Origin of the sequence: Aeromonas bivalvium (assembly GCF_000819765.1) — a bacterium.
Lineage (GTDB): Bacteria > Pseudomonadota > Gammaproteobacteria > Enterobacterales > Aeromonadaceae > Aeromonas > Aeromonas bivalvium.
The window spans coordinates 598-19,354 of the sequence record NZ_CDBT01000041.1 but is presented as its reverse complement, the minus strand read 5'-3'; the positions used below and the strand labels follow the sequence as shown (position 1 = coordinate 19,354).

Below are 18,757 nucleotides of genomic sequence, written 5' to 3'. Positions count from 1 at the left end.
CATTTTTACAGGTTTGGCCGTGGGCGGCAATAGCCAAGGGGCGCCGATTCGAGCCCGGGCCGGACCTCCTCTATTCCTCTGTTTCTCAATAGCGAGGGCGGCCGCTGTCACTCGATGCGGCGGGTGAAGGGCGGCAGGGCATCGAGCAGCCCCTTGCCGTAACGCTTGGTGAGCAGGCGGCGATCGAGAATGGTCACCCGGCCCAGATCCGTCTCCTTGCGGATGAGACGGCCGCAGGCCTGGATCAGCTTGCGGGACGCCTCCGGCACCGTCAGCTGGAGGAAGGGGTTGCCACCGCGCTGCTCGACCCATTCGGCGGTCGCCTCTTCCACCGGGGAGTTGGGCACCGCGAACGGGAGCTTGGTGATCACCAGGTTGGTGAGGTAATGGCCGGGCAGGTCCAGCCCTTCCGAGAAGCTGCCGGTGCCGAACAAGATGCTGGCCTGGCCGCCGTCGCATTTCTGCTTGTGCAGGGTCAGCAGGGCATGGCGAGACGCCTCCCCCTGCACCAGCAAAGAGAGCCCCTTGGCCCTCACCCCCTGGGCGACCTCGTTCATCTGCCGGTAGGAGGAAAACAGCACCAGGCTCGCCTCCTTGCCGGCCACCAGCCGAGGCAGGGTATCGATCAGCTCCTGGGTAAAGCCGGGGGCGCTCGGTTCATGGGTCATTTTTGGCAGATAGAGCTCGGCCTTGTGGTAATCGAAGGGGGAGCGCAGGCGCAGATAGCGGGTGCCGTCGTGCTCCTTGAGCCCCACCTGATGGCGAAAGTAGCTGAAAGAGGAGAGGGCGGTGAGGGTGGCCGAGACCAGCACGGCGCCGATGCAGCGGGACCAGAGCCACTCCTCCAGCAGATAGCCGACCTCGATGGGGGAGGCGTGCAGCCAGGTGTCCCCATCCTCGCCTCTGACCATCCAGCGGGCCAGGGGGGTCTTGCCCTCGGGGACATGGCGACCCAGCATCTCCCACAGGGCGGTGAAACTCTCCAGTCGCTGCAGGTGAAAGCCGGTTTCGGCCAGCAGGGGTTCGGCCTCCTTGCGGCGGATCTCGCCATCTTTGAGGGCCTCGCCGATGGCGCCCTGCATCCGGTCCAGCGCCCGCAACGCCTTCTTGCTCGCCTCTTTCAGGTTTTCGGCCAGCATGGGCAGCGGATCGGGCAGTATCCCGCCCTCGAACCTGTGCTGTCCCTCCGGACTCAGCAAGCCCTCGTGGGCGGCGAGCCACTGCTCGAGGGCCTTGAGATCCGGTTGCAGGGAAGCGAGCGCGTCTTGCAGCTTGAGCTGGGGATCGAGCAGGCTCTCCTTGTTGAGGGCCCGGGCCAGCTTGCCGCTGCTCTGGGCCAGCTTCTCCAGCCAGCGGCGGGATCCCTTGATGTTGGCGCTGGCGGCGCCGTGATCCCGGGCTATGGTGGGCAGGTGATGGGCCTCGTCGAGCACATAGAGGCACTCGTCCGGGCTCGGCAGAATGATGCCCCCTCCCATGGTGAGGTCGGAGAGCAGCAGGGCATGATTGACCACCAGCACATCGGCCGCCTCCATGTCGTTCCTGGCGCGATGAAACGGGCAGTGCTGATGGTGACTCAGCGCCTTGTTGCAGGTGTGGCGGTCGGCGGCGATGCGCAGCCAGCCCGGATCCGGAATGGGGTCTGGCCAGTTGTCCCTGTCTCCGTCCCACTTGCCGTCGGTGTAGGCCTGCCACAGAGCCTGGTAGAGGCGCTGATCTCCGGCACTTGGCTTGTGTTTGCTCAAGGCCTCGAAGTCGAACTCGAAGTTGCTCATGTCGGCGCCGCTGGCCGCCTGCTCCAGCAGGTGTTCGCAGCAGTAACGCTGGCGCCCCTTGACCAGCATGAAGCGAAACGGCAGCTCGCTGTGGCGATGATAGAAGGGCAGATCCTTGTGGATCAGCTGCTCTTGCAACGCCACAGTGGCGGTGGAGATGATGAGCTTCTTCTGGGTGAGCCGCGCCACCGGGATGGCGCCCTGGGCATAGGAGAGGGATTTGCCTATCCCGGTGCCCGCCTCGGCCACCAGGATGCGGCGAGACCTGTCGTACTCCCCGGTGAGGGTCTTGGCTATCTCGGCCACCAGGAAGTTCTGCTCCCTGCGGGGCACAAAGCCGGGCAGGCCGTCGGCTATCTGGCGATAGGTGGCGCGAATACTGGCTTTGAGACGGGTCGATAACATGGATTGGCAGATCATGGCTGGGGTTGGGGTGACAGGATACCCGCAACCCGGCGCCCGGGTCGAGGCAGGGATGAGACCCCCTTGCCATGGCCGCCGCCAAATATGCCAACACAGCGGTTGGGGGATGGACGACTCCCCTCAGCGAGCATAAAAAAGCAGCGTTTTTCGCTGTAAACGTTTTCCCTTGGCAGGGGGAAAGAGATGAGAGGAGGATCACATTTTTTCCCCTATGACTATGGATCCGCCAGAAAGTTCCAAGTTTTTTCATTGCGGATTGCAAAACCCGGTGCTAGTCTCGGGCCCCATAGTGATGCAAAGAACATCGCTAACACAGGGAATAACAACAACTTAGTGTTTAATTACAGTAGGCATTGGAAACTATGAAAAAGACAATTCTGGCTATTGCTATCCCGGCTCTGTTCGCATCCGCCGCTAACGCAGCTGTCATCTATGACAAAGACGGTGTGACTTTTGACGTTTACGGCCGTGTTCAGGCTAACTATTACGGCGACCACAACAAAGCCGTTGACGGTACTGACGACTCCTATAAATTCGACAGCAAAACTGGCACCACCGTTTTCGTTCCCGGTTCTGCCGGTGGTTACGAAGATGTTGATGGCGAGCTGGTTGGTTCTTCCCGTCTGGGTTGGTCCGGTAAAGTCGCCCTGAACGACACCTGGTCTGGTATCGCCAAGACCGAGTGGCAGGTTTCTGCCGAGAACTCCGACAACAAATTCAACTCCCGTCACATCTACGTAGGTCTGGACGGCAGCCAGTACGGTAAGATCATCTTCGGTCAGACCGACACCGCTTTCTACGACGCTCTGGAAGCGACCGATATCTTCAACGAATGGGGTGACGTAGGTAACTTCTACGACGGTCGTCAGGAAGGCCAGGTCATCTACTCCAACAGCTTCGGCGGTTTCTCCGGCAAGCTGTCCTACCAGACCAACGATGACGTTGCTGTGAAAGTGACCGACGTCGGTGGTGGCATCAAAGAGACCGACCTGTTTGGTCCGTCTGTGAAGCGCAACTACGGCTTCGCAGCCGCTGCCGGTTACGACTTCGACTTCGGTCTGGGCTTCGACGCCGCCTACTCCACCTCCGAGCTGGAAAACAAATCCACCGGTGACAAGGGTGACAAGGACGAGTGGGCCATCGGTGCCAACTACGCCATCAACGGCTTCTACTTCGCCGGTATGTACACCCAGGGTAAAGTTGACAACGACAACACCGGTTGGGATGGCAAGGGCCGTGGCTACGAGCTGGCTGCTTCCTACAACGTAGACGCCTGGACCTTCCTGGCTGGCTACAACTTCACCGAAACCAAGGCCAACGACAGCAGCTACGAAGATCAAGTTGACGAAACCCTGCTGGGCGTTCAGTACAACTTCACTTCCAAGTTCAAGGCCTACACCGAGTACAAGATCCAGGGTATCGACAACCTGGACGACGAGTGGACTGTTGCCCTGCAATACAACTTCTAATCACGCCTCCCTCTCGTAGGGAAGTTTGAAAGAGTTGATGAAACGGCCAAGCTTGCTTGGCCGTTTTGCTTTTCTGCCCTGCCCCTGGCGGCCTGCGCCGCATCACATTGCCAACCTCATCGGCTTGGTATCGCCATCGATATTCGTTAGATTAATCAGCTTGTTGCCCCGACAGGGAAGGAGCGGGCCTTGATTGATTTCACTCATCCTGCATGGCAGGCATTCGCAAGAGAGCTGCTGGCGCAAGCGCGGGTGCGGGTGCGCGATCGTAACCTTCAGCCCCTGGTCGCCCTGCTCCGTGACAATCAACTGCTTCACTCCCTTGGCGGCCAGCAGGTCGAGCTCACCCCGGCGGGACGGCGCTACCTGCAGCGGGAGCTGACCCTGGCCAGCCTGGCCTGCGCCCCGCCGAGTCCGGAGGAGTGGATCCACGGCCAGGGCTGGCAGCTCAAGGAGAGGGTCAATCGGGATGTGCTCGCCGCCCTCTATCGCAAGGGGGGGCAGCCCTTCAGCGCGGCCGAGCAGATCGATTTCGAAGACAAGGGGGTAGGGCTGTGCGCCGATGCCGCACTCAGGCTGAGGGCAAGTCGCCCCTTCAGCCTGTTTCTGCAAGGGGGACAGCTGCTCGATGCCGGCCCCTGGTTGCAGACCCTCGGGGAGGTGAGCCTGCCCGAGCGCAGCCTGACCGGGCTTGGCAAGCTGATCTGGCCCGGCGATGAGCCTGCCCGCCTCATCACCACCGAGTGCCTCGGGGTGTTCGCCGAGCTGGCCCTGCCCGACGATGCCCTGCTGGCGTGGGCTCCGTGCGAGGCGCTTCATCTGCTCGCGCCCTTGCTGGCCGCCTTGCCCCCCGGGGTGAGCTGGCATCATGTGACGGATCTGGACCCCGCCGGCGCCGCCCGGGTGCAGGCCCTGGCGGCGCGTTTCGCTCGCCCCGCCAGCTGGTGGTTGCCCCGGGATCTGGCGCCTTTCATGGCGACCTATGCCACTTCGCTGGCCGATCATCGCGGCTGGGAGCCGAGTCAGCTGCCCCAGGCACTGTGCCGCGCCTGTCACCCTCTGATCGCCGCGCAGCAAGGGCTGGGGGCCGAGGTGATGGCCCTGGCGCTGACGTGGCAGGCGCTCGGTTGACCCGGTGAAACGGGAGGCGAAAAAGCGGTTTTCCCACAAGATGACGGGTGGTATAAAGGAAGGCGCCGCGCCGCCCAAGGGGCGCGGTGTTTACCATCCAGGACGCCCCCCCATAAAATCAATGGAACACAGGGAAAACCATGTTTGAAAAGGTTGTTGCCGCCCCAGCGGATCCGATTCTGGGCCTGACCGAAGCCTTCCGCGCCGATCCTCGTACCGACAAGATCAATCTCGGGGTCGGGATCTACAAGGATGAATCTGGTGCCACTCCTATTCTGCGCAGTGTCAAGAAGGCAGAACAGCGCCTGCTCGGCGATGAGCTGAGCAAGAACTACCTCGGTATCGAAGGCACGGCCGCCTACGGCGCCATCGTGCAGCAATTGCTGTTTGGCAAGGGCGCCGAGCTCATCAACAGCGGCCGGGTCAAGACCGCCCAGGCTCCGGGGGGCACGGGTGCCCTGCGCATCGCCGCCGAGTTCGTGGCGCGCAACAACCTCAGCAAGACCGTCTGGATTTCGGATCCGACCTGGGCCAACCACGTCAGCGTCTTCCAGGCCGCCGGCCTCGAGGTGAAGTGGTACAAGTACTATGATCCGGCCAGCAAGGGACTGGATTTTGCCGCCATGCAGGCATCCCTCTGTGAGGCGAAGGCGGGGGATCTGGTGCTGCTCCATGGTTGCTGTCACAACCCGACCGGCATCGACCCCACCCGGGAGCAGTGGCAGGCCCTGGCCGAGCAGAGCGTGGCCGCCGGCTGGTTGCCGCTGTTCGACTTCGCCTATCAGGGCTTTGCCCGTGGCATCGAGGAAGATGCCGAGGGGCTGCGCATCTTCGCCGCCTGCCATGACGAGTTGCTGGTGGCCAGCTCGTTTTCCAAGAACTTCGGCCTCTACAACGAGCGGGTCGGCGCCTTCACCCTGGTGTGTGCCAGCAAGGCGATAGCCGACGTGGCCTTTACCCAGGTCAAGACGGTGATCCGTGCCAACTACTCCAACCCCCCTTCCCATGGCGCCGCCGTGGTGACCACCATAGTGCAGGATCCTGCGCTGTACGCCGAGTGGGTGAACGAGGTGGCAGAGATGCGGGTACGCATTCGCGAGATGCGCGAGCTGCTGGTGGAGAAGCTGGCGGCCCTGGGCGTGGCCCAGGACTTCGGTTTCATTCGCGAGCAGAACGGCATGTTCTCCTTCTCCGGGCTGGACAAGGCCCAGGTGGAGCGGCTCAAGCAGGAGTTCGGCATCTATATCGTGGGGTCTGGCCGCATCAGCGTGGCGGGGATCACCCATGCCAACATAGATCCCCTGTGCGAGGCCATCGCCAAGGTGCTCTGAGCCCGGTTGCCTGGCGCGGCCTGCCGCGTCCAGCCCTGAAATGCGAGGGGCCCGCCATGGCGGGCCCCTCTTCATATGGTCTCTCACCCTAGCGGCGGCGCTTGCTGCCGCCGAGCAGGGAGCCGAGCACCCCGCGCACCAGCTGACGCCCCACCTCGCTGCCCAGGGTGCGGGCCACGCTCTTGGCCGCCGTCTGCACCACCCCATCATGCTGGCCGCCCCTGGGGCCGGTGCGACCGAACAGTATCTCACTGAGGGATCCAAGCAGGCCGCCCTCATCCTCCGCCTGTGTGCTGCCCCTGGCACCCTTGCCCGGGGCGGCGGGAGCGTCCTGGTCCGCGTCTGGTGCTCCTTGCAGCCGTTCGAAGGCGGACTCCCTGTCCTGGATCTGCTCGTATTGGCCAAACAGCAGGGACCCCTGGATCAGGGCCTGACGCTCGGCCACCGAGAGGGGGCCTATCCGGCTGGCGGGGGGGGCCATCAGGGCCCGCTCTACCACGTTCGGGCGCCCCTTCTCGTCCAGGGTGGAGACCAGGGCCTCGCCGACACCAAGTTCTGTGATGACGCCGGCGGCGTCGAAGGCCGGATTGGCCCTCAGGGTGTCGGCGGCGATGCGCACCGCCTTCTGATCCTGGGGGGTGAAGGCGCGTAACGCATGCTGCACCCGGTTGCCCAGCTGGCCCAGCACGCTGGCGGGAATGTCCGCCGGACTCTGGGTGACGAAGTAGACCCCCACCCCCTTGGAGCGGATGAGGCGCACCACCAGCTCTATCTTCTCCAGCAGCGCCTTGGGGGTGTCGTTGAACAGCAGGTGGGCCTCGTCGAAGAAGAACACCAGCTTGGGCTTGTCCGGATCCCCCACCTCGGGCAGCTGCTCGAACAGCTCGGAGAGCAGCCAGAGCAGGAAGCAGGCGTAGAGCCGGCTCGACTGGGTCAGCTTGTCTGCCGCCAGTATGTTGATGTGGCCGCGCCCCTGCTCGTCGGTCTGCAGCAGATCCTGGATGTCGAGCATGGGCTCGCCGAAGAAGTGATCGGCCCCGGCCCGCTCCAGGGTCAGCAGGTTGCGCAGTATGGCCCCCACCGAGGCGCTGGAGACATTGCCGTAGCGGGTGGTGAGGGTCTTGGCGTGTTCCCCGACAAACTGCACCATGGCGCGCAGGTCCTTGAGATCGAGCAGCAAGAGCCCCTCGTCGTCCGCCACCTTGAACACCAGCTCCAGCACGCCGCTCTGGGTGTCGTTGAGACCGAGCAGGCGGGAGAGCAGCAGGGGGCCCATGTCGGAGATGGTGGCGCGCACCGGGTGGCCCTGCTCGCCATAGAGATCCCAGAACACCACGGGACTGGCGCAAAAGGCGGGGGCCTCAATGCCCATCTGGCCGAGGCGCTCCTCCAGCTTGGCCGAAGAGGCACCCGGGGCGCCCAGGCCGCTCAGATCCCCTTTCACATCGGCCAGAAAGACGGGGACCCCCAGATTGGAGAAGCCTTCCGCCATCACCTGCAGGGTGACCGTCTTGCCGGTCCCGGTCGCCCCCGTGATGAGGCCGTGGCGGTTGGCCTTGGCGGGGAGCAGCGAGAGAGGATCGTTGCCGGCATAGGCGAGGATGATGGGATGGGCCATGGGGACTCCTTGCGACGGGTTCGGATAGCAACTGATTGATTGTACTCAGTGTGGCGTCAAGGCCGCCCGCTGACAAGGGCGTGGGGGAGGCGGGCAGTGATCAGCGGACGCGGGGCCAGCAGCGCACGATCAGGGCGCAGATCAGGGCTCCCAGCAAGGCGCTGAGCAGGCCGAGCAGCAGGCTGCCGAGCAGAAAAGGGGGCAGCAGGCTCTGCGCCTCCTGCTCGAACCAGGCTAGAGACCACTCGGGATGGAAGGGGAGGGGAGTCTGGTGGAGGAGGACACAACCGGTGCGATAGGCCCACAGATACATCAGGGGCAGGGTGAGGGGGTTGTTGAACCAGACCGCCAGCAGGGCCAGGGGCAGGTTGAAGCCAAACAGCAGCGCCAGGCCGACGGCGACCAGGCTGTGCATGGGCAGGGGGATCCAGGCGGCGAACAGGCCGGCGGCGCAGGCGCCGCAGAGGGCGCGGGGGCTGGATTGCCACAGCGCCGGGGCGAGCAGGCGATCGCCAAACAGGGAGAACCATTTCTGCTGGCGCAGCTGCTCCGGGGTCAGCCGCAGTCGGCTGCGCCAAGGGGGGATCATGACTTGCCCGCACCCCGATTGCGCCATTGGCGCACTATGCTCAGGCGCCACAGGCTGCGCACCACCACATAACCGGTGACGGAGCTGATGATGGCCAGCACCAGGGAACCCAGCAACAGAGGCGGGGCTATGGTCTCGAACACCGAAACCAGCCAGGTCCAGGTAAACTCTATCTCCACGTGTTGATGAGGGCGACCGAGCAGGTGGCAGCCCACCACATAGGCGGCGTAAAACAGCGGCGGCATGGTGATGGGATTGGTGAGCCAGACCAGGGCAACCGACAGCGGCAGATTGACCCGGCAGAAGATGGCGCCGCCAGCGGCCAGCAGCATCTGGAAGGGGACGGGGATCCAGGCCATGAAGAGGCCGACGGCGAAGGCGCCGGCGGCGGATCGGCGATTCAGGTGCCAGAGGTTGCCATCGAGCAACAGGTCGCCAAAAAGGCGTAAGTGCTTGTGTTCCTTGAGCGTTTTATGATCCGGCATCCAGCGTTTAATGAGATGTTTGGGCATAATGAAACCTTGCTAAATACTTGCTCCATGGATCTGCGTCTCTTGTCGTTTGCCCTGGGGGCAAGCTCTTGTCTGCTCTGGCCATGGTTGCCTTCATTCCAATGGGGGGGATTATGGCTGTCCTTGCTGATCCCCTTCTGTTATATGCGTGCCTGGCGGCTGCTGTTTCTGGTGCTGGGTATCCTCTGGATGCAGCTCAACATGCAGGCTCGGCTCTCCTGGCTGGACGCCCTGGGTGAGCAGGCGAGCCACATCATAACCGCACAGCTGCAAAGTGCAGAGCCTCAAGACGATAAATTTACGCGGCTGCGGCTCAGGATCATCACACTGAACGGCGCCAGCCTGCCCCTCTCCCCTCTGGTGCGCATCAATGCTTACCAGACGTTGCCCGCGCTGACGGCGGGCTCGACCCTGACCCTGGTGACCTCCCTCAAACCGGCCCACGGCCTGGCGAACGAGGCGGGCATGGATGGCAGGCGCCAGCTGCTGGGCAAGGGGATCAGCGCCACCGGCAATCTGAGGCGGATCATCGAGGTGGCGCCCGCGCCCCCGGGCTTGCGGGCGCGGTGGCTGACCCGGGCCGGCGAGGCCTGGCAGGGGTTGACCCAGGCACCGCTGCTGGCGGCCCTCACCTTCGGCGAGCAGGGGGGGATCACGGATCGCCAGTGGGATCTGTTTCGCGGCGCCGGACTGAGCCACATCATCGCCATCTCGGGGCAGCACATCGCCCTGGTGGCCGTGCTGGGCTGGTGGCTGGGGCGCCTTGCCGGGCAGCGCGGAGCCCTGCTGGTCTCCCTGCTGTTTGCCGCCACCTACAGTTGGCTGGCGGGGTTCGCGGTGGCGACCGAGCGCGCCCTGATCATGGTGCTGATCTGGAGTCTGCTGCGGCTCTGGCGCCGGGATTGGCCCCCCTATCGCATCTGGCTGCTGGCCTTTGTCGCCATCGTGCTCTGGGATCCCTTTGCGCTGTTTGCCGCCGGTTTCTGGCTCTCCTTCCTGGCGGTGGCGTTGCTGATGGGAGCCAGCTATCTGTACGGGCGCCCCAGCCTGCTGCGGTTGCAGGGGATCTTGCTGCTCGGCCTGTTGCCGCTGCAACTGGCCCTGTTCGAGGGGGTGGCGCCCCTGGCCCTGCTCATCAACCTGCTGGCCCTGCCGCTCTTTTGCCTCTTCATCATTCCCCTGGCCCTGCTCGGTGTGCTGGCGAGTCTCTTCTCCCTTCCCCTGGGGCACGGCCTGCTCTGGCTGGCCGATGGCGCCCTCGGCCAGTTGCTGGGGGCCCTTGCCTGGCTCGACAGTCAGTGGTCGCTCTGGTGGCCGCTGCCGGGCTGGGCCCTGCCCGCCAGTGCCCTGTTGTTGCTGATCTGGCTCGCCTGGCGCCTGCCCGCCGGACGCTGGCTGGGACTGCCCCTGCTCGCGGTGGCGCTGCTGGCCTGCTGGCCGGCGCCCCCCCGCTGGCAGGTGCGGGTGCTGGATGTGGGGCAGGGGTTGGCGGTGCTGGTGACCCGGGGGGAGAGGGCCCTCCTCTATGACACCGGTGACCGTTATCCCGGTGGTTACAACATGGCCGATGCGGTCATCCTGCCTCTGCTGCGCCGCCTCGCCATCGCCGAGCTGGACATGCTGATCCTGAGCCACAGGGACAGGGACCATGCGGGCAACCGTGAGGCCCTGCTGGCGGCCCTGCCCACGGCCCGGGAGATCTCCTCCTACCCCTTTTCTTCCAGTACCCAGTTGTGCCGGCGTGGCCAGACGTGGCAGTGGCAAGGGCTGTCCCTGCGCATGCTCTGGCCAGAGCGCAGCGGCGGCGGGCGCAACAACGATGGCTGCGTGCTCCACATCAGCGATGGCCGGGTGAGCGTGCTGCTGGCGGCCGACATCGAGAAAGAGGCCGAGGCGCGCCTGCTGGCGCTGGAGGGGGAGGGGCTGCGGAGCACCTTGCTGATCAGCCCGCACCACGGCAGCAAGACCTCCTCGACGCCGGGTTTTGTCGCCGCGGTGGCGCCAAGGGGGGTGGTGCACAGCGCGGGCTTCCTGAATCGATGGGGATTTCCCCGCCCCGAGGTGGTCGCCCGTTATGATCAGGTACCCTCGGCGCCCAGCCAGTGGCAGACCGGGGTGTCGGGGGCCATCCGCTTTGATGTGGGGTCAAATGGATTTGTTGTTCGGGCCGAGCGGGAGACCGGCCCCTGGTATAGACGCGCCGGCGCTTGGTGGAAACCGCAGCTTTGGCTAGAATAGCCCGTCATTTCCCATTTATAACGGCGATTCATGCAACAAGATACCTCTCAAGAGAGCTGGCCTGTGTTCAAGCGGTTGCTCGGCTATGTCCGCGATCGCAAGCTGGGCCTGGTCGGCGGCATCATCGGCATGCTGGGTTACGCGGCAGTCGATACCACCTTCGTCTATTCCATCAAGCCCCTCATCGATCAGGGCATCAATGGCAACGACAAGACGGTGCTGACCTGGATGCCCTTCTTCGTGCTGGGCATCGTCGCCCTGCGCGGCGTCGCCACCTTCCTCTCCAACTTCTGCATGGCCTGGGTCGGCAACCATGTGGTGCTCAAGCTGCAACAGGAGGTGTTCAACCACCTGATGGCCATGCCCATGAGCTTCTTCGACCGGCAAAATACCGGCGCCCTGCTCTCCAAGGTGACCTATGACGCGAGCCAGGTCTCCTCTGCCGCCAGCTCCACCCTGGTCTCCATCGTGCGGGAAGGGGCGACCGTCATCGGCCTGCTTGGCCTGATGTTCTGGCACTCCTGGCAGCTCTCCATCATCTTCCTGGTGGTGGGCCCAGTGGTGGGGGTACTGATCAGCTTCATCAGCCGCCGTTTCCGTACCATCAGTCGCCAGATCCAGAAGGCGATGGGCAATATCACCACCTCCACCGAGCAGATGCTCAAGGGTCACAAGGAGGTGCTGATGTTCGGTGGCCAGGAGGTGGAGTCCAAGCGCTTCTTCCGGGTCAGCAACCACATGCGCCAGCAGAACATGAAGATGGTGGCGGCCAATGCCATCGGCACCCCAGTGGTGCAGACGGTGGCCTCCATCGCCCTGGCGGTGTTCCTCTATGTGGCGACCATCGACGGGGTGCGCGAGACCCTGACCGCGGGTACCTTCACCGTCATGATCACCTCCATGATGATGCTGCTCAAGCCGCTGAAAAGCCTGACCGACATCAACAACCAGTTCCAGAAAGGGATCACCGCCTGCCAGAGCCTGTTTGGCCTGCTCGACAGCGCCCCCGAACAGGACACGGGCACCCGCACCCTGGACAGGGCCCGGGGCGAGATCGAGTTTCGCAACGTCACTTTCACCTATCCGACCAAGCAGACCCCGGCGCTGCACAACGTCAGCTTCAAGGTCGAGGCGGGCAAGTCCGTGGCCCTGGTGGGGCGCTCCGGCTCCGGCAAGAGCACCATCGCGAGCCTCTTGACCCGTTTCTACGACATCGACGAGGGGGAGATACTGCTCGACGGGGTCAACATCCGCGAGTACCGCCTGAGCGAGCTGCGCAAGCAGTTCGCCCTGGTCTCCCAGCAGGTGCACCTGTTCAACGACACGGTCGCCAGCAACATCGCCTACGCCGCCGAGGATCGCTACGATCGCGAGCAGATCCGCCATGCCGCCATCGTGGCCCATGCCGATGAGTTCGTCAGCAAGATGAGCGACGGCTACGACACCCTGGTGGGGGAGAATGGCGCCTCCCTGTCCGGCGGTCAGCGCCAGCGGATCGCCATCGCCCGCGCCATGCTGCGCGATGCCCCCGTGCTGTTGCTGGACGAAGCCACCTCGGCCCTGGATACCGAGTCCGAGCGCCACATCCAGGCGGCCATCGACGAGCTGTGCAAGGCCCGTACCTCCCTGGTCATCGCCCACCGCCTCTCCACCATCGAGAAGGCGGACGAGATCCTGGTGATCGATGAGGGACGCATCGTCGAGCGTGGCGACCATGGCACCCTGATGGCACAGGGGGGCACTTATGCCCAGCTGAGGGCCATCCAGTTTGGCCACCCGGATCATGCCCCCGTGAGCGACCCGGCTTGATGCTGGAGCGTATCTGGTACGGTCAGAGTGGCTGGCGCTGGTGGCTGGCTCCCTTCGCCCTGCTGTTTGGTCTCATCAGCGGCCTGCGCCGCCTGGCCTATCGCCGGGGCTGGCTGCAGGCCTATCGTGCCAGCCTGCCGGTGGCCGTGGTGGGCAACCTCTCTGTGGGTGGCAATGGCAAGACCCCGGTCGTGGTCTGGCTGGTGGAACAGCTGCAGGCCAGGGGTTGGCGTCCCGGGGTGGTGAGCCGCGGCTATGGCGGCAAGGCGCCCGTTTACCCCTATCGTCTCGATGAGGCCAGCACCACGGCCGAGGCCGGCGATGAGCCCGTGCTCATCTTCAACCGCTGCCGCTGTCCCGTGGTGGTGGCGCCGGTGCGAAGCGAGGCGGTGCGCCTGCTGGAGGCCAGTGGCGAGGTCGACATCATCATCACAGACGATGGCCTGCAGCACTATGCCCTGGCGCGAGACATCGAGCTGGTGGTGGTGGATGGTGTGCGCCGCTTCGGCAACCGCTGCCTGCTGCCCATGGGGCCGCTGCGCGAGCCTCTCTCCCGGCTCGCCGGGGTCGATGCCGTGCTCTGCAACGGCGGCGAGCCCGGCCCTGGGGAATATGCCATGACGCTGGTGGCGGCCGCGCCGCGCCGTGTGCTGGACGACGCCATCGCCGAGGCGCCCATCGGGCCCGAGGTGGATGCCCTCGCCGGCATAGGTCATCCCCCCCGTTTCTTTGCGACCCTGAGGGAACTGGGCTACCGGCTGCGCCAGGCTCAGGGTTATGCGGATCATCACCCCTTCGATCGCGACGAGCTGATCGCCCGCTTCGCCGATCGTCCCCTGTTAATGACTGAGAAAGATGCCGTCAAGTGCCGCGCCTTCGCGCAGCCCGATTGGTGGTATCTGCCGGTCAGTGCCGAGCTGCCCCAGGCACTGCTCGACACCCTGTTGCAATCCCTGAAGGAGTCTCGTTTTGGCACTGGACATTAAGCTGCTCGACATCATTGCCTGCCCCGTCTGCAAGGGCAAACTGCAATACCACAAGGAAGCGGGCGAGCTCATCTGCCGCTTCGACAAACTGGCCTATCCGCTGGAGGAGGGGATACCGGTACTGCTTGAGAACCGGGCCCGTGCCTTGACCAGCGACGAGCTGCCCTCATGAGCTTCGTGGTGGTCATTCCGGCTCGCTACGCCTCGACCCGCCTGCCGGGCAAGCCCCTTGCCGACATCGCGGGTCGGCCCATGGTGCAGCACGTGGTGGAGAAGGCCCTGCAATCGGGCGCGGATCGGGTCATCGTCGCCACCGACGACGAGCGGGTGCGCGCGGCCCTGGCGCCGTTTGCGGCGACGAGCGGCGCCGAAGTGTGCATGACCTCACCGGATCACCAGTCCGGTACCGAGCGTCTGGCCGAGGTGTGCCGTCACTACGGCTTCGCCAGCGATACCATCATAGTGAACGTGCAAGGGGATGAGCCCCTGATCCCTCCCGCCATCATCCGCCAGGTGGCGGACAACCTGGCGGCGGCCAGCGCCCCCATGGCCACCCTGTCGGTGCCCATCCTGGATGCGGAAGAGGCGTTCAACCCCAATGCGGTCAAGGTGGTGACCGACAAGGATGGCTATGCCCTCTACTTCAGCCGCGCCCCCATCCCCTGGGAGCGGGACAGCTTCGCCGTCTCCCGCGAGCAGATAGGCCCCTGGTTCCAGCGTCACATCGGCATCTATGCCTATCGCGCCGGCTTCATCGAGCGTTATGTGACCTGGGCGCCGAGCCAGCTCGAGCAGGTGGAGTGTCTCGAGCAGTTGCGGGTGCTCTGGTACGGGGAGAAGATCCACGTCGCCCAGGCCCTGGCGGCCCCCCCGGTCGGGGTGGATACCCAGGCCGATCTCGACAAGGTGCGGGCCCTGCTGGCGCGCCCCTGATGGCGATGGATCCGGTCAAAACGGCGTCTCAGGACGCCGTTTTTTATTTAAATTCTATATAATTTGTTGATTAATAAGCTTATTTATAAGCTGTTTCAAACTTTTCCCCGCCATGATTTGCCAAATCGATCAGTTTGGTTATGATGCAAGACGCCGTGTTAACCCTAACTGGCACATAACGAGATAAGAAACGGGGTGTTTGGGTGATAAATGTATTCCTGGTCGATGATCATGAGTTGGTGCGTACAGGGATAAGACGCATTCTGGAAGACGTCCGTGGTATCAAGGTGGTGGGCGAGGCACAGAGTGGCGAATTGGCTGTCACCTTCTGCCGTCAACATCACCCGGATGTGATCCTGATGGACATGAACATGCCTGGCATCGGCGGGCTGGAGGCGACCCGCAAGATCCTGCGGCTGCGCCCCGATGTGCGCATCATAGTGCTGACCATTCATTCTGAAAATCCCTTCCCGACCAAGGTGATGCAGGCGGGCGCCGCCGGTTACCTGACCAAGGGCGCCGCCCCGGAAGAGATGATCCACGCCATTCGCCTGGTGCACTCGGGCCAGCGTTACATCTCCCCCGAGATCGCCCAGCAGATGGCCCTGAGCCAGTTCGCGTCGGCGGATGAGAACCCCTTCAAGTCCCTCTCCGAGCGTGAGCTGCAGATCATGATGATGATCACCAAGGGGCAGAAGGTGAACGAGATCTCCGAGCAGCTCAATCTGAGTCCGAAGACGGTCAACAGCTACCGCTATCGCCTGTTCAGCAAGCTGGACATCAATGGGGATGTGGAACTGACCCATCTGGCCATTCGCTATGGCATGCTGGATGCGGATACCCTGTAGACGGTATCGCGAAGCCATCAAAGGCGGCCTGTGCCGCCTTTTGCTTTTCAAGCAGCGAGCGCAGTATGATCTCCCCGTCTTTTTGCATTCATCCGTTGAGTCGAGTTGCCGATGACCCTCTCCCCCGAGCCCCTTTTTGACAGCAAAGCCTTCTTGAGTGCCGTCAGCCACCAGAGCGGCGTCTACCGCATGTACGACAGCGGCGGCACCGTCATCTATGTGGGCAAGGCCAAGGATCTGAAGAAACGGCTCGCCTCCTACTTTCGCACCCACGTCGACAGCATCAAGACCCGTACCCTGGTGCGCCAGATAGCCGACATCCAGGTGACGGTGACCCACACCGAGACAGAGGCGCTGATCCTCGAGCACAACCTCATCAAGCAGTACCAGCCGCGCTACAACGTGTTGCTGCGGGACGACAAGTCCTATCCCTGGATCATCATCACCGCCCATCAGCATCCCCGCATCGGCGTCCATCGTGGCGCCCGCAAGATAAAGGGGGACTACTTCGGTCCTTATCCCTCGGGCGGGGCGGTGCGCGAGAGCCTGCACCTGATGCAGAAGATCTTCCCGGTGCGCCAGTGCGAGGACGCCGTCTATGCCAACCGCAGTCGCCCCTGCCTGCTCTATCAGCTCAAGCGCTGTGCCGGGCCCTGTGTGGCCGGGCTGGTGAGCGAGGCCGAGTATGCCCAGCAGGTGGAGCTGGCCCGACTGTTTCTGGCGGGCAAGAACCAGCAGGTGATAGGGGAGCTGGTGGGCAAGATGGAGTCTGCCAGCGGCGATCTGCGCTTCGAGGAGGCGGCCCGCTACCGGGATCAGATCCTGGCGCTGCGCAAGGTCACCGAGCAGCAGTCGGTGAGCGGCAACGTGCTGGACGAACTGGACGTGGTCGGCGTGGCGTTCGAACAGGGCACCGCCTGCATCCATGTGCTCTTCATCCGCCAGGGCAAGGTGCTGGGCTCGCGCAGCTACTTCCCGAAAGTCCCCGCCGATACCCCGCTCGACGAGGTGGTGCAATCCTTCCTGCTGCAGTTCTACCTGTCGGGCCAGGGGGGCCGGCAGATCCCGAGCGAGGTGCTGCTGGACGTGGCGCTCGAAGATGAGAGCGTCATCGCCGACACCCTGAGCCAGACCGCAGGTTACAAGGTGCGGGTGCAGAGTCGCACCCGGGCCGAGCGGGCCCGCTTCATCAAGCTTGCCGCCATCAATGCCGAGAGTGCGCTGCGCTCGCGCCTGGCCCACAAGAGCACCATGGCGGCCCGCCTGGCCCAGCTCGAGGAGCTGCTGGAGCTCGACACCCCCATCACCCGCATGGAGTGTTTCGACATCTCCCACACCATGGGGGAGCGCACCGTGGCTTCGTGTGTGGTGTTCAACCGGGAGGGGCCCTTCAGCGCCGAGTATCGCCGCTTCAACATCGAGGGGATCACGGGCGGCGATGACTACGCCGCCATGGAGCAGGCGCTGGCCCGCCGCTTTGGCAAGCAGCAGACCCCGGACAAGGTGCCGGACGTGCTCTTCATCGACGGCGGCCTCGGCCAGTTGCGCCGCGCCGAGGAGATACTGGCGCGCCAGCTGGAGTTCCTCGGCGGCAAGCATCCGCTGCTGGTGGGCATCGCCAAGGGGGTAACCCGCAAGGCGGGGCTGGAGACGCTCATCATGGGTGAGAGTCACGAAGAGATGCACCTGCCGGCGGACATGCCGGCCCTGCACCTCATCCAGCACATTCGCGACGAATCCCACCGCTTCGCCATCACGGGTCACCGCGCGAGACGGGCGAAGGCCCGCACCAGCAGCAGCCTGGAAGAGATCCAGGGGGTCGGGCCCAAGCGTCGCCAGGCCCTGCTCAAATACCTGGGCGGCCTGCAGGAGGTCAAGAAGGCGAGCGTGGACGAGCTGGCCCGGGTACCCGGCATCAGCCAGGAGCTGGCCCAGCACATCTTCGAGTCCCTGCACGGTCATTGAGGGCTTTGCCGCACAAGGGCCGTGACGGGGAGGGGGCCGAAATGCCATAATGCCCGGGCTTTTGAGGATTATTGATGGATTCATGAACCAAGGCGGGTGCCAGCCCGGTTGCAACGCCAACCAGGCTGGGGCTACCATCTAGCGGTATACAAGAAGTGGCTGAAAATAATGACAAATATTCCTAATTTACTGACGTTTTTCCGGATATTGCTGATCCCCGTCTTCGTCGTCCTGTTCTATCTGCCCTACCAGTGGTCCTATCTGGCCGCGGCCATCGTCTTCTTCCTGGCCGCCGCCACCGACTGGTTCGATGGCTACCTCGCCCGCAAGCTGAACCAGTCCACCGCCTTTGGCGCCTTCCTCGATCCGGTTGCCGACAAGATCATGGTGGCTGCCGCCCTTGTGGTCATCGTCGAGCACTACAACACCGTCTGGGTCACCATCCCCGCCATGACCATGATAGGGCGCGAGATCATCATCTCCGCCTTGCGCGAATGGATGGCGGAGCTTGGCAAGCGTTCCGCCGTGGCGGTGAGCTGGATTGGCAAATGGAAGACCATGATCCAGATGGCCTCGCTCACCGGCCTCATCTGGCAATACGACATCTGGATGGTGTGGTGCTCCTACCTGCTGCTCTACGTGGCCACAGTGCTCACCTTCTGGTCCATGTTCCAGTATCTGCGCGCGGCCTGGGGCGATCTGAGCTACCATTCCCGCTTCTGAGGGGAGAGCCCTCGCTCGAACCGGGGCGAGGGCAAGAGTGACGGTTTCCCAGGTTGCTTTGCCAGATGGGCAACAAGCGCTGAAAAAAGACAAAAAGCATAAAAAACGGTCGAACGATCAGAGTATTAAATAATTTGGGTTGACTGACGGGCCAGCATCGCTAGAATGCGTCCTCGTAGTCAGGCACTCAGCCGGACCAATGCGGGAATAGCTCAGTTGGTAGAGCACGACCTTGCCAAGGTCGGGGTCGCGAGTTCGAGTCTCGTTTCCCGCTCCAGTTTCTTGCTCGTTCAGAGCAGTGAAAGAGAGAGTATCAAGTCTCTTTTTTGCATGGCGCGTTAGCAAAGCGGTTATGCAGCGGATTGCAAATCCGTTTAGTCCGGTTCGACTCCGGAACGTGCCTCCAT

Annotated in this window: 15 protein-coding genes and 2 tRNA genes; 13 read left to right on the top strand and 4 right to left on the bottom strand. The window is 63.6% G+C overall.

The window, feature by feature from the left end; translation table 11 throughout:
- Positions 1-107 precede the first annotated feature (107 nt).
- On the bottom strand, positions 108-2,180 hold the full coding sequence (gene dinG / locus BN1119_RS12230) for an ATP-dependent DNA helicase DinG (protein WP_041998236.1): 2,073 nt from the start codon (positions 2,178-2,180) through the stop codon (positions 108-110).
- Positions 2,181-2,560: 380 nt separating this feature from the next.
- Here dinG and BN1119_RS12225 point away from each other — a divergent pair, with 380 nt between their 5' ends.
- The 3 genes from BN1119_RS12225 (at position 2,561) to BN1119_RS12215 (ending at position 6,129) form a co-directional block, all read left to right on the top strand.
- A complete protein-coding gene (locus tag BN1119_RS12225; protein WP_041998234.1) occupies positions 2,561-3,667 on the top strand; it encodes a porin in 1,107 nt (368 codons plus the stop codon).
- A 189-nt stretch (positions 3,668-3,856) separates the two neighbouring features.
- The gene (locus BN1119_RS12220) at positions 3,857-4,798 is read left to right on the top strand and encodes a hypothetical protein (protein ID WP_041998232.1); all 942 of its coding nucleotides are present in this window, start codon (positions 3,857-3,859) and stop codon (positions 4,796-4,798) included.
- A 140-nt stretch (positions 4,799-4,938) separates the two neighbouring features.
- On the top strand, positions 4,939-6,129 hold the full coding sequence (locus BN1119_RS12215; RefSeq protein WP_041998229.1) for an amino acid aminotransferase: 1,191 nt from the start codon (positions 4,939-4,941) through the stop codon (positions 6,127-6,129).
- Between the two features lie 88 nt (positions 6,130-6,217).
- Here the strand turns inward: BN1119_RS12215 and BN1119_RS12210 are convergent, their stop codons facing one another.
- The 3 genes from BN1119_RS12210 to BN1119_RS12200 all read right to left on the bottom strand — a co-directional run bounded on the left by BN1119_RS12210 (position 6,218) and on the right by BN1119_RS12200 (position 8,848).
- On the bottom strand, positions 6,218-7,747 hold the full coding sequence (locus BN1119_RS12210) for a helicase HerA-like domain-containing protein (protein ID WP_041998228.1): 1,530 nt from the start codon (positions 7,745-7,747) through the stop codon (positions 6,218-6,220).
- A gap of 100 nt (positions 7,748-7,847) precedes the next feature.
- Positions 7,848-8,336 carry a DUF2062 domain-containing protein gene (locus BN1119_RS12205; protein WP_041998226.1) on the bottom strand — a complete coding sequence of 163 codons (489 nt, stop codon included), beginning with the start codon at positions 8,334-8,336 and terminating at the stop codon, positions 7,848-7,850.
- Complete coding sequence (locus BN1119_RS12200; protein WP_041998224.1) at positions 8,333-8,848, bottom strand: DUF2062 domain-containing protein; 516 nt, start codon at positions 8,846-8,848, stop codon at positions 8,333-8,335. The genes BN1119_RS12205 and BN1119_RS12200 overlap by 4 nt, the downstream gene beginning before the upstream one ends.
- A 27-nt stretch (positions 8,849-8,875) precedes the next feature.
- On the opposite strand from BN1119_RS12200, the gene BN1119_RS12195 reads away from it, so the two are divergent.
- The 10 genes from BN1119_RS12195 to BN1119_RS12150 all read left to right on the top strand — a co-directional run bounded on the left by BN1119_RS12195 (position 8,876) and on the right by BN1119_RS12150 (position 18,756).
- Positions 8,876-11,086, top strand: a complete 2,211-nt coding sequence (locus BN1119_RS12195) for a DNA internalization-related competence protein ComEC/Rec2 (protein WP_167335475.1) — start codon at positions 8,876-8,878, stop codon at positions 11,084-11,086.
- A gap of 30 nt (positions 11,087-11,116) precedes the next feature.
- On the top strand, positions 11,117-12,895 hold the full coding sequence (gene msbA / locus BN1119_RS12190; protein WP_041998220.1) for a lipid A ABC transporter ATP-binding protein/permease MsbA: 1,779 nt from the start codon (positions 11,117-11,119) through the stop codon (positions 12,893-12,895).
- The gene (gene lpxK, locus BN1119_RS12185; RefSeq protein WP_041998218.1) at positions 12,895-13,881 is read left to right on the top strand and encodes a tetraacyldisaccharide 4'-kinase; all 987 of its coding nucleotides are present in this window, start codon (positions 12,895-12,897) and stop codon (positions 13,879-13,881) included. The genes msbA and lpxK overlap by 1 nt, the downstream gene beginning before the upstream one ends.
- A complete protein-coding gene (locus BN1119_RS12180; RefSeq protein WP_041998216.1) occupies positions 13,865-14,053 on the top strand; it encodes a Trm112 family protein in 189 nt (62 codons plus the stop codon). Before lpxK ends, BN1119_RS12180 begins: the two co-directional genes overlap by 17 nt.
- Positions 14,050-14,814 carry a 3-deoxy-manno-octulosonate cytidylyltransferase gene (gene kdsB / locus BN1119_RS12175; protein ID WP_041998214.1) on the top strand — a complete coding sequence of 255 codons (765 nt, stop codon included), beginning with the start codon at positions 14,050-14,052 and terminating at the stop codon, positions 14,812-14,814. The genes BN1119_RS12180 and kdsB overlap by 4 nt, the downstream gene beginning before the upstream one ends.
- A 203-nt stretch (positions 14,815-15,017) precedes the next feature.
- On the top strand, positions 15,018-15,662 hold the full coding sequence (uvrY, locus tag BN1119_RS12170) for a UvrY/SirA/GacA family response regulator transcription factor (protein ID WP_041998212.1): 645 nt from the start codon (positions 15,018-15,020) through the stop codon (positions 15,660-15,662).
- Between the two features lie 111 nt (positions 15,663-15,773).
- Positions 15,774-17,627: an excinuclease ABC subunit UvrC gene (gene uvrC / locus BN1119_RS12165; protein WP_041998209.1), complete on the top strand. Its 1,854-nt coding sequence runs from the start codon at positions 15,774-15,776 to the stop codon at positions 17,625-17,627.
- Between the two features lie 168 nt (positions 17,628-17,795).
- Entirely contained in the window at positions 17,796-18,350 is a 555-nt protein-coding gene (gene pgsA, locus BN1119_RS12160; protein ID WP_041998207.1) for a CDP-diacylglycerol--glycerol-3-phosphate 3-phosphatidyltransferase, read from the top strand.
- A gap of 201 nt (positions 18,351-18,551) precedes the next feature.
- Positions 18,552-18,627, top strand: a tRNA-Gly gene (locus BN1119_RS12155).
- A gap of 55 nt (positions 18,628-18,682) precedes the next feature.
- Positions 18,683-18,756, top strand: a tRNA-Cys gene (locus tag BN1119_RS12150).
- The last annotated feature ends 1 nt before the right edge of the window (position 18,757 follow it).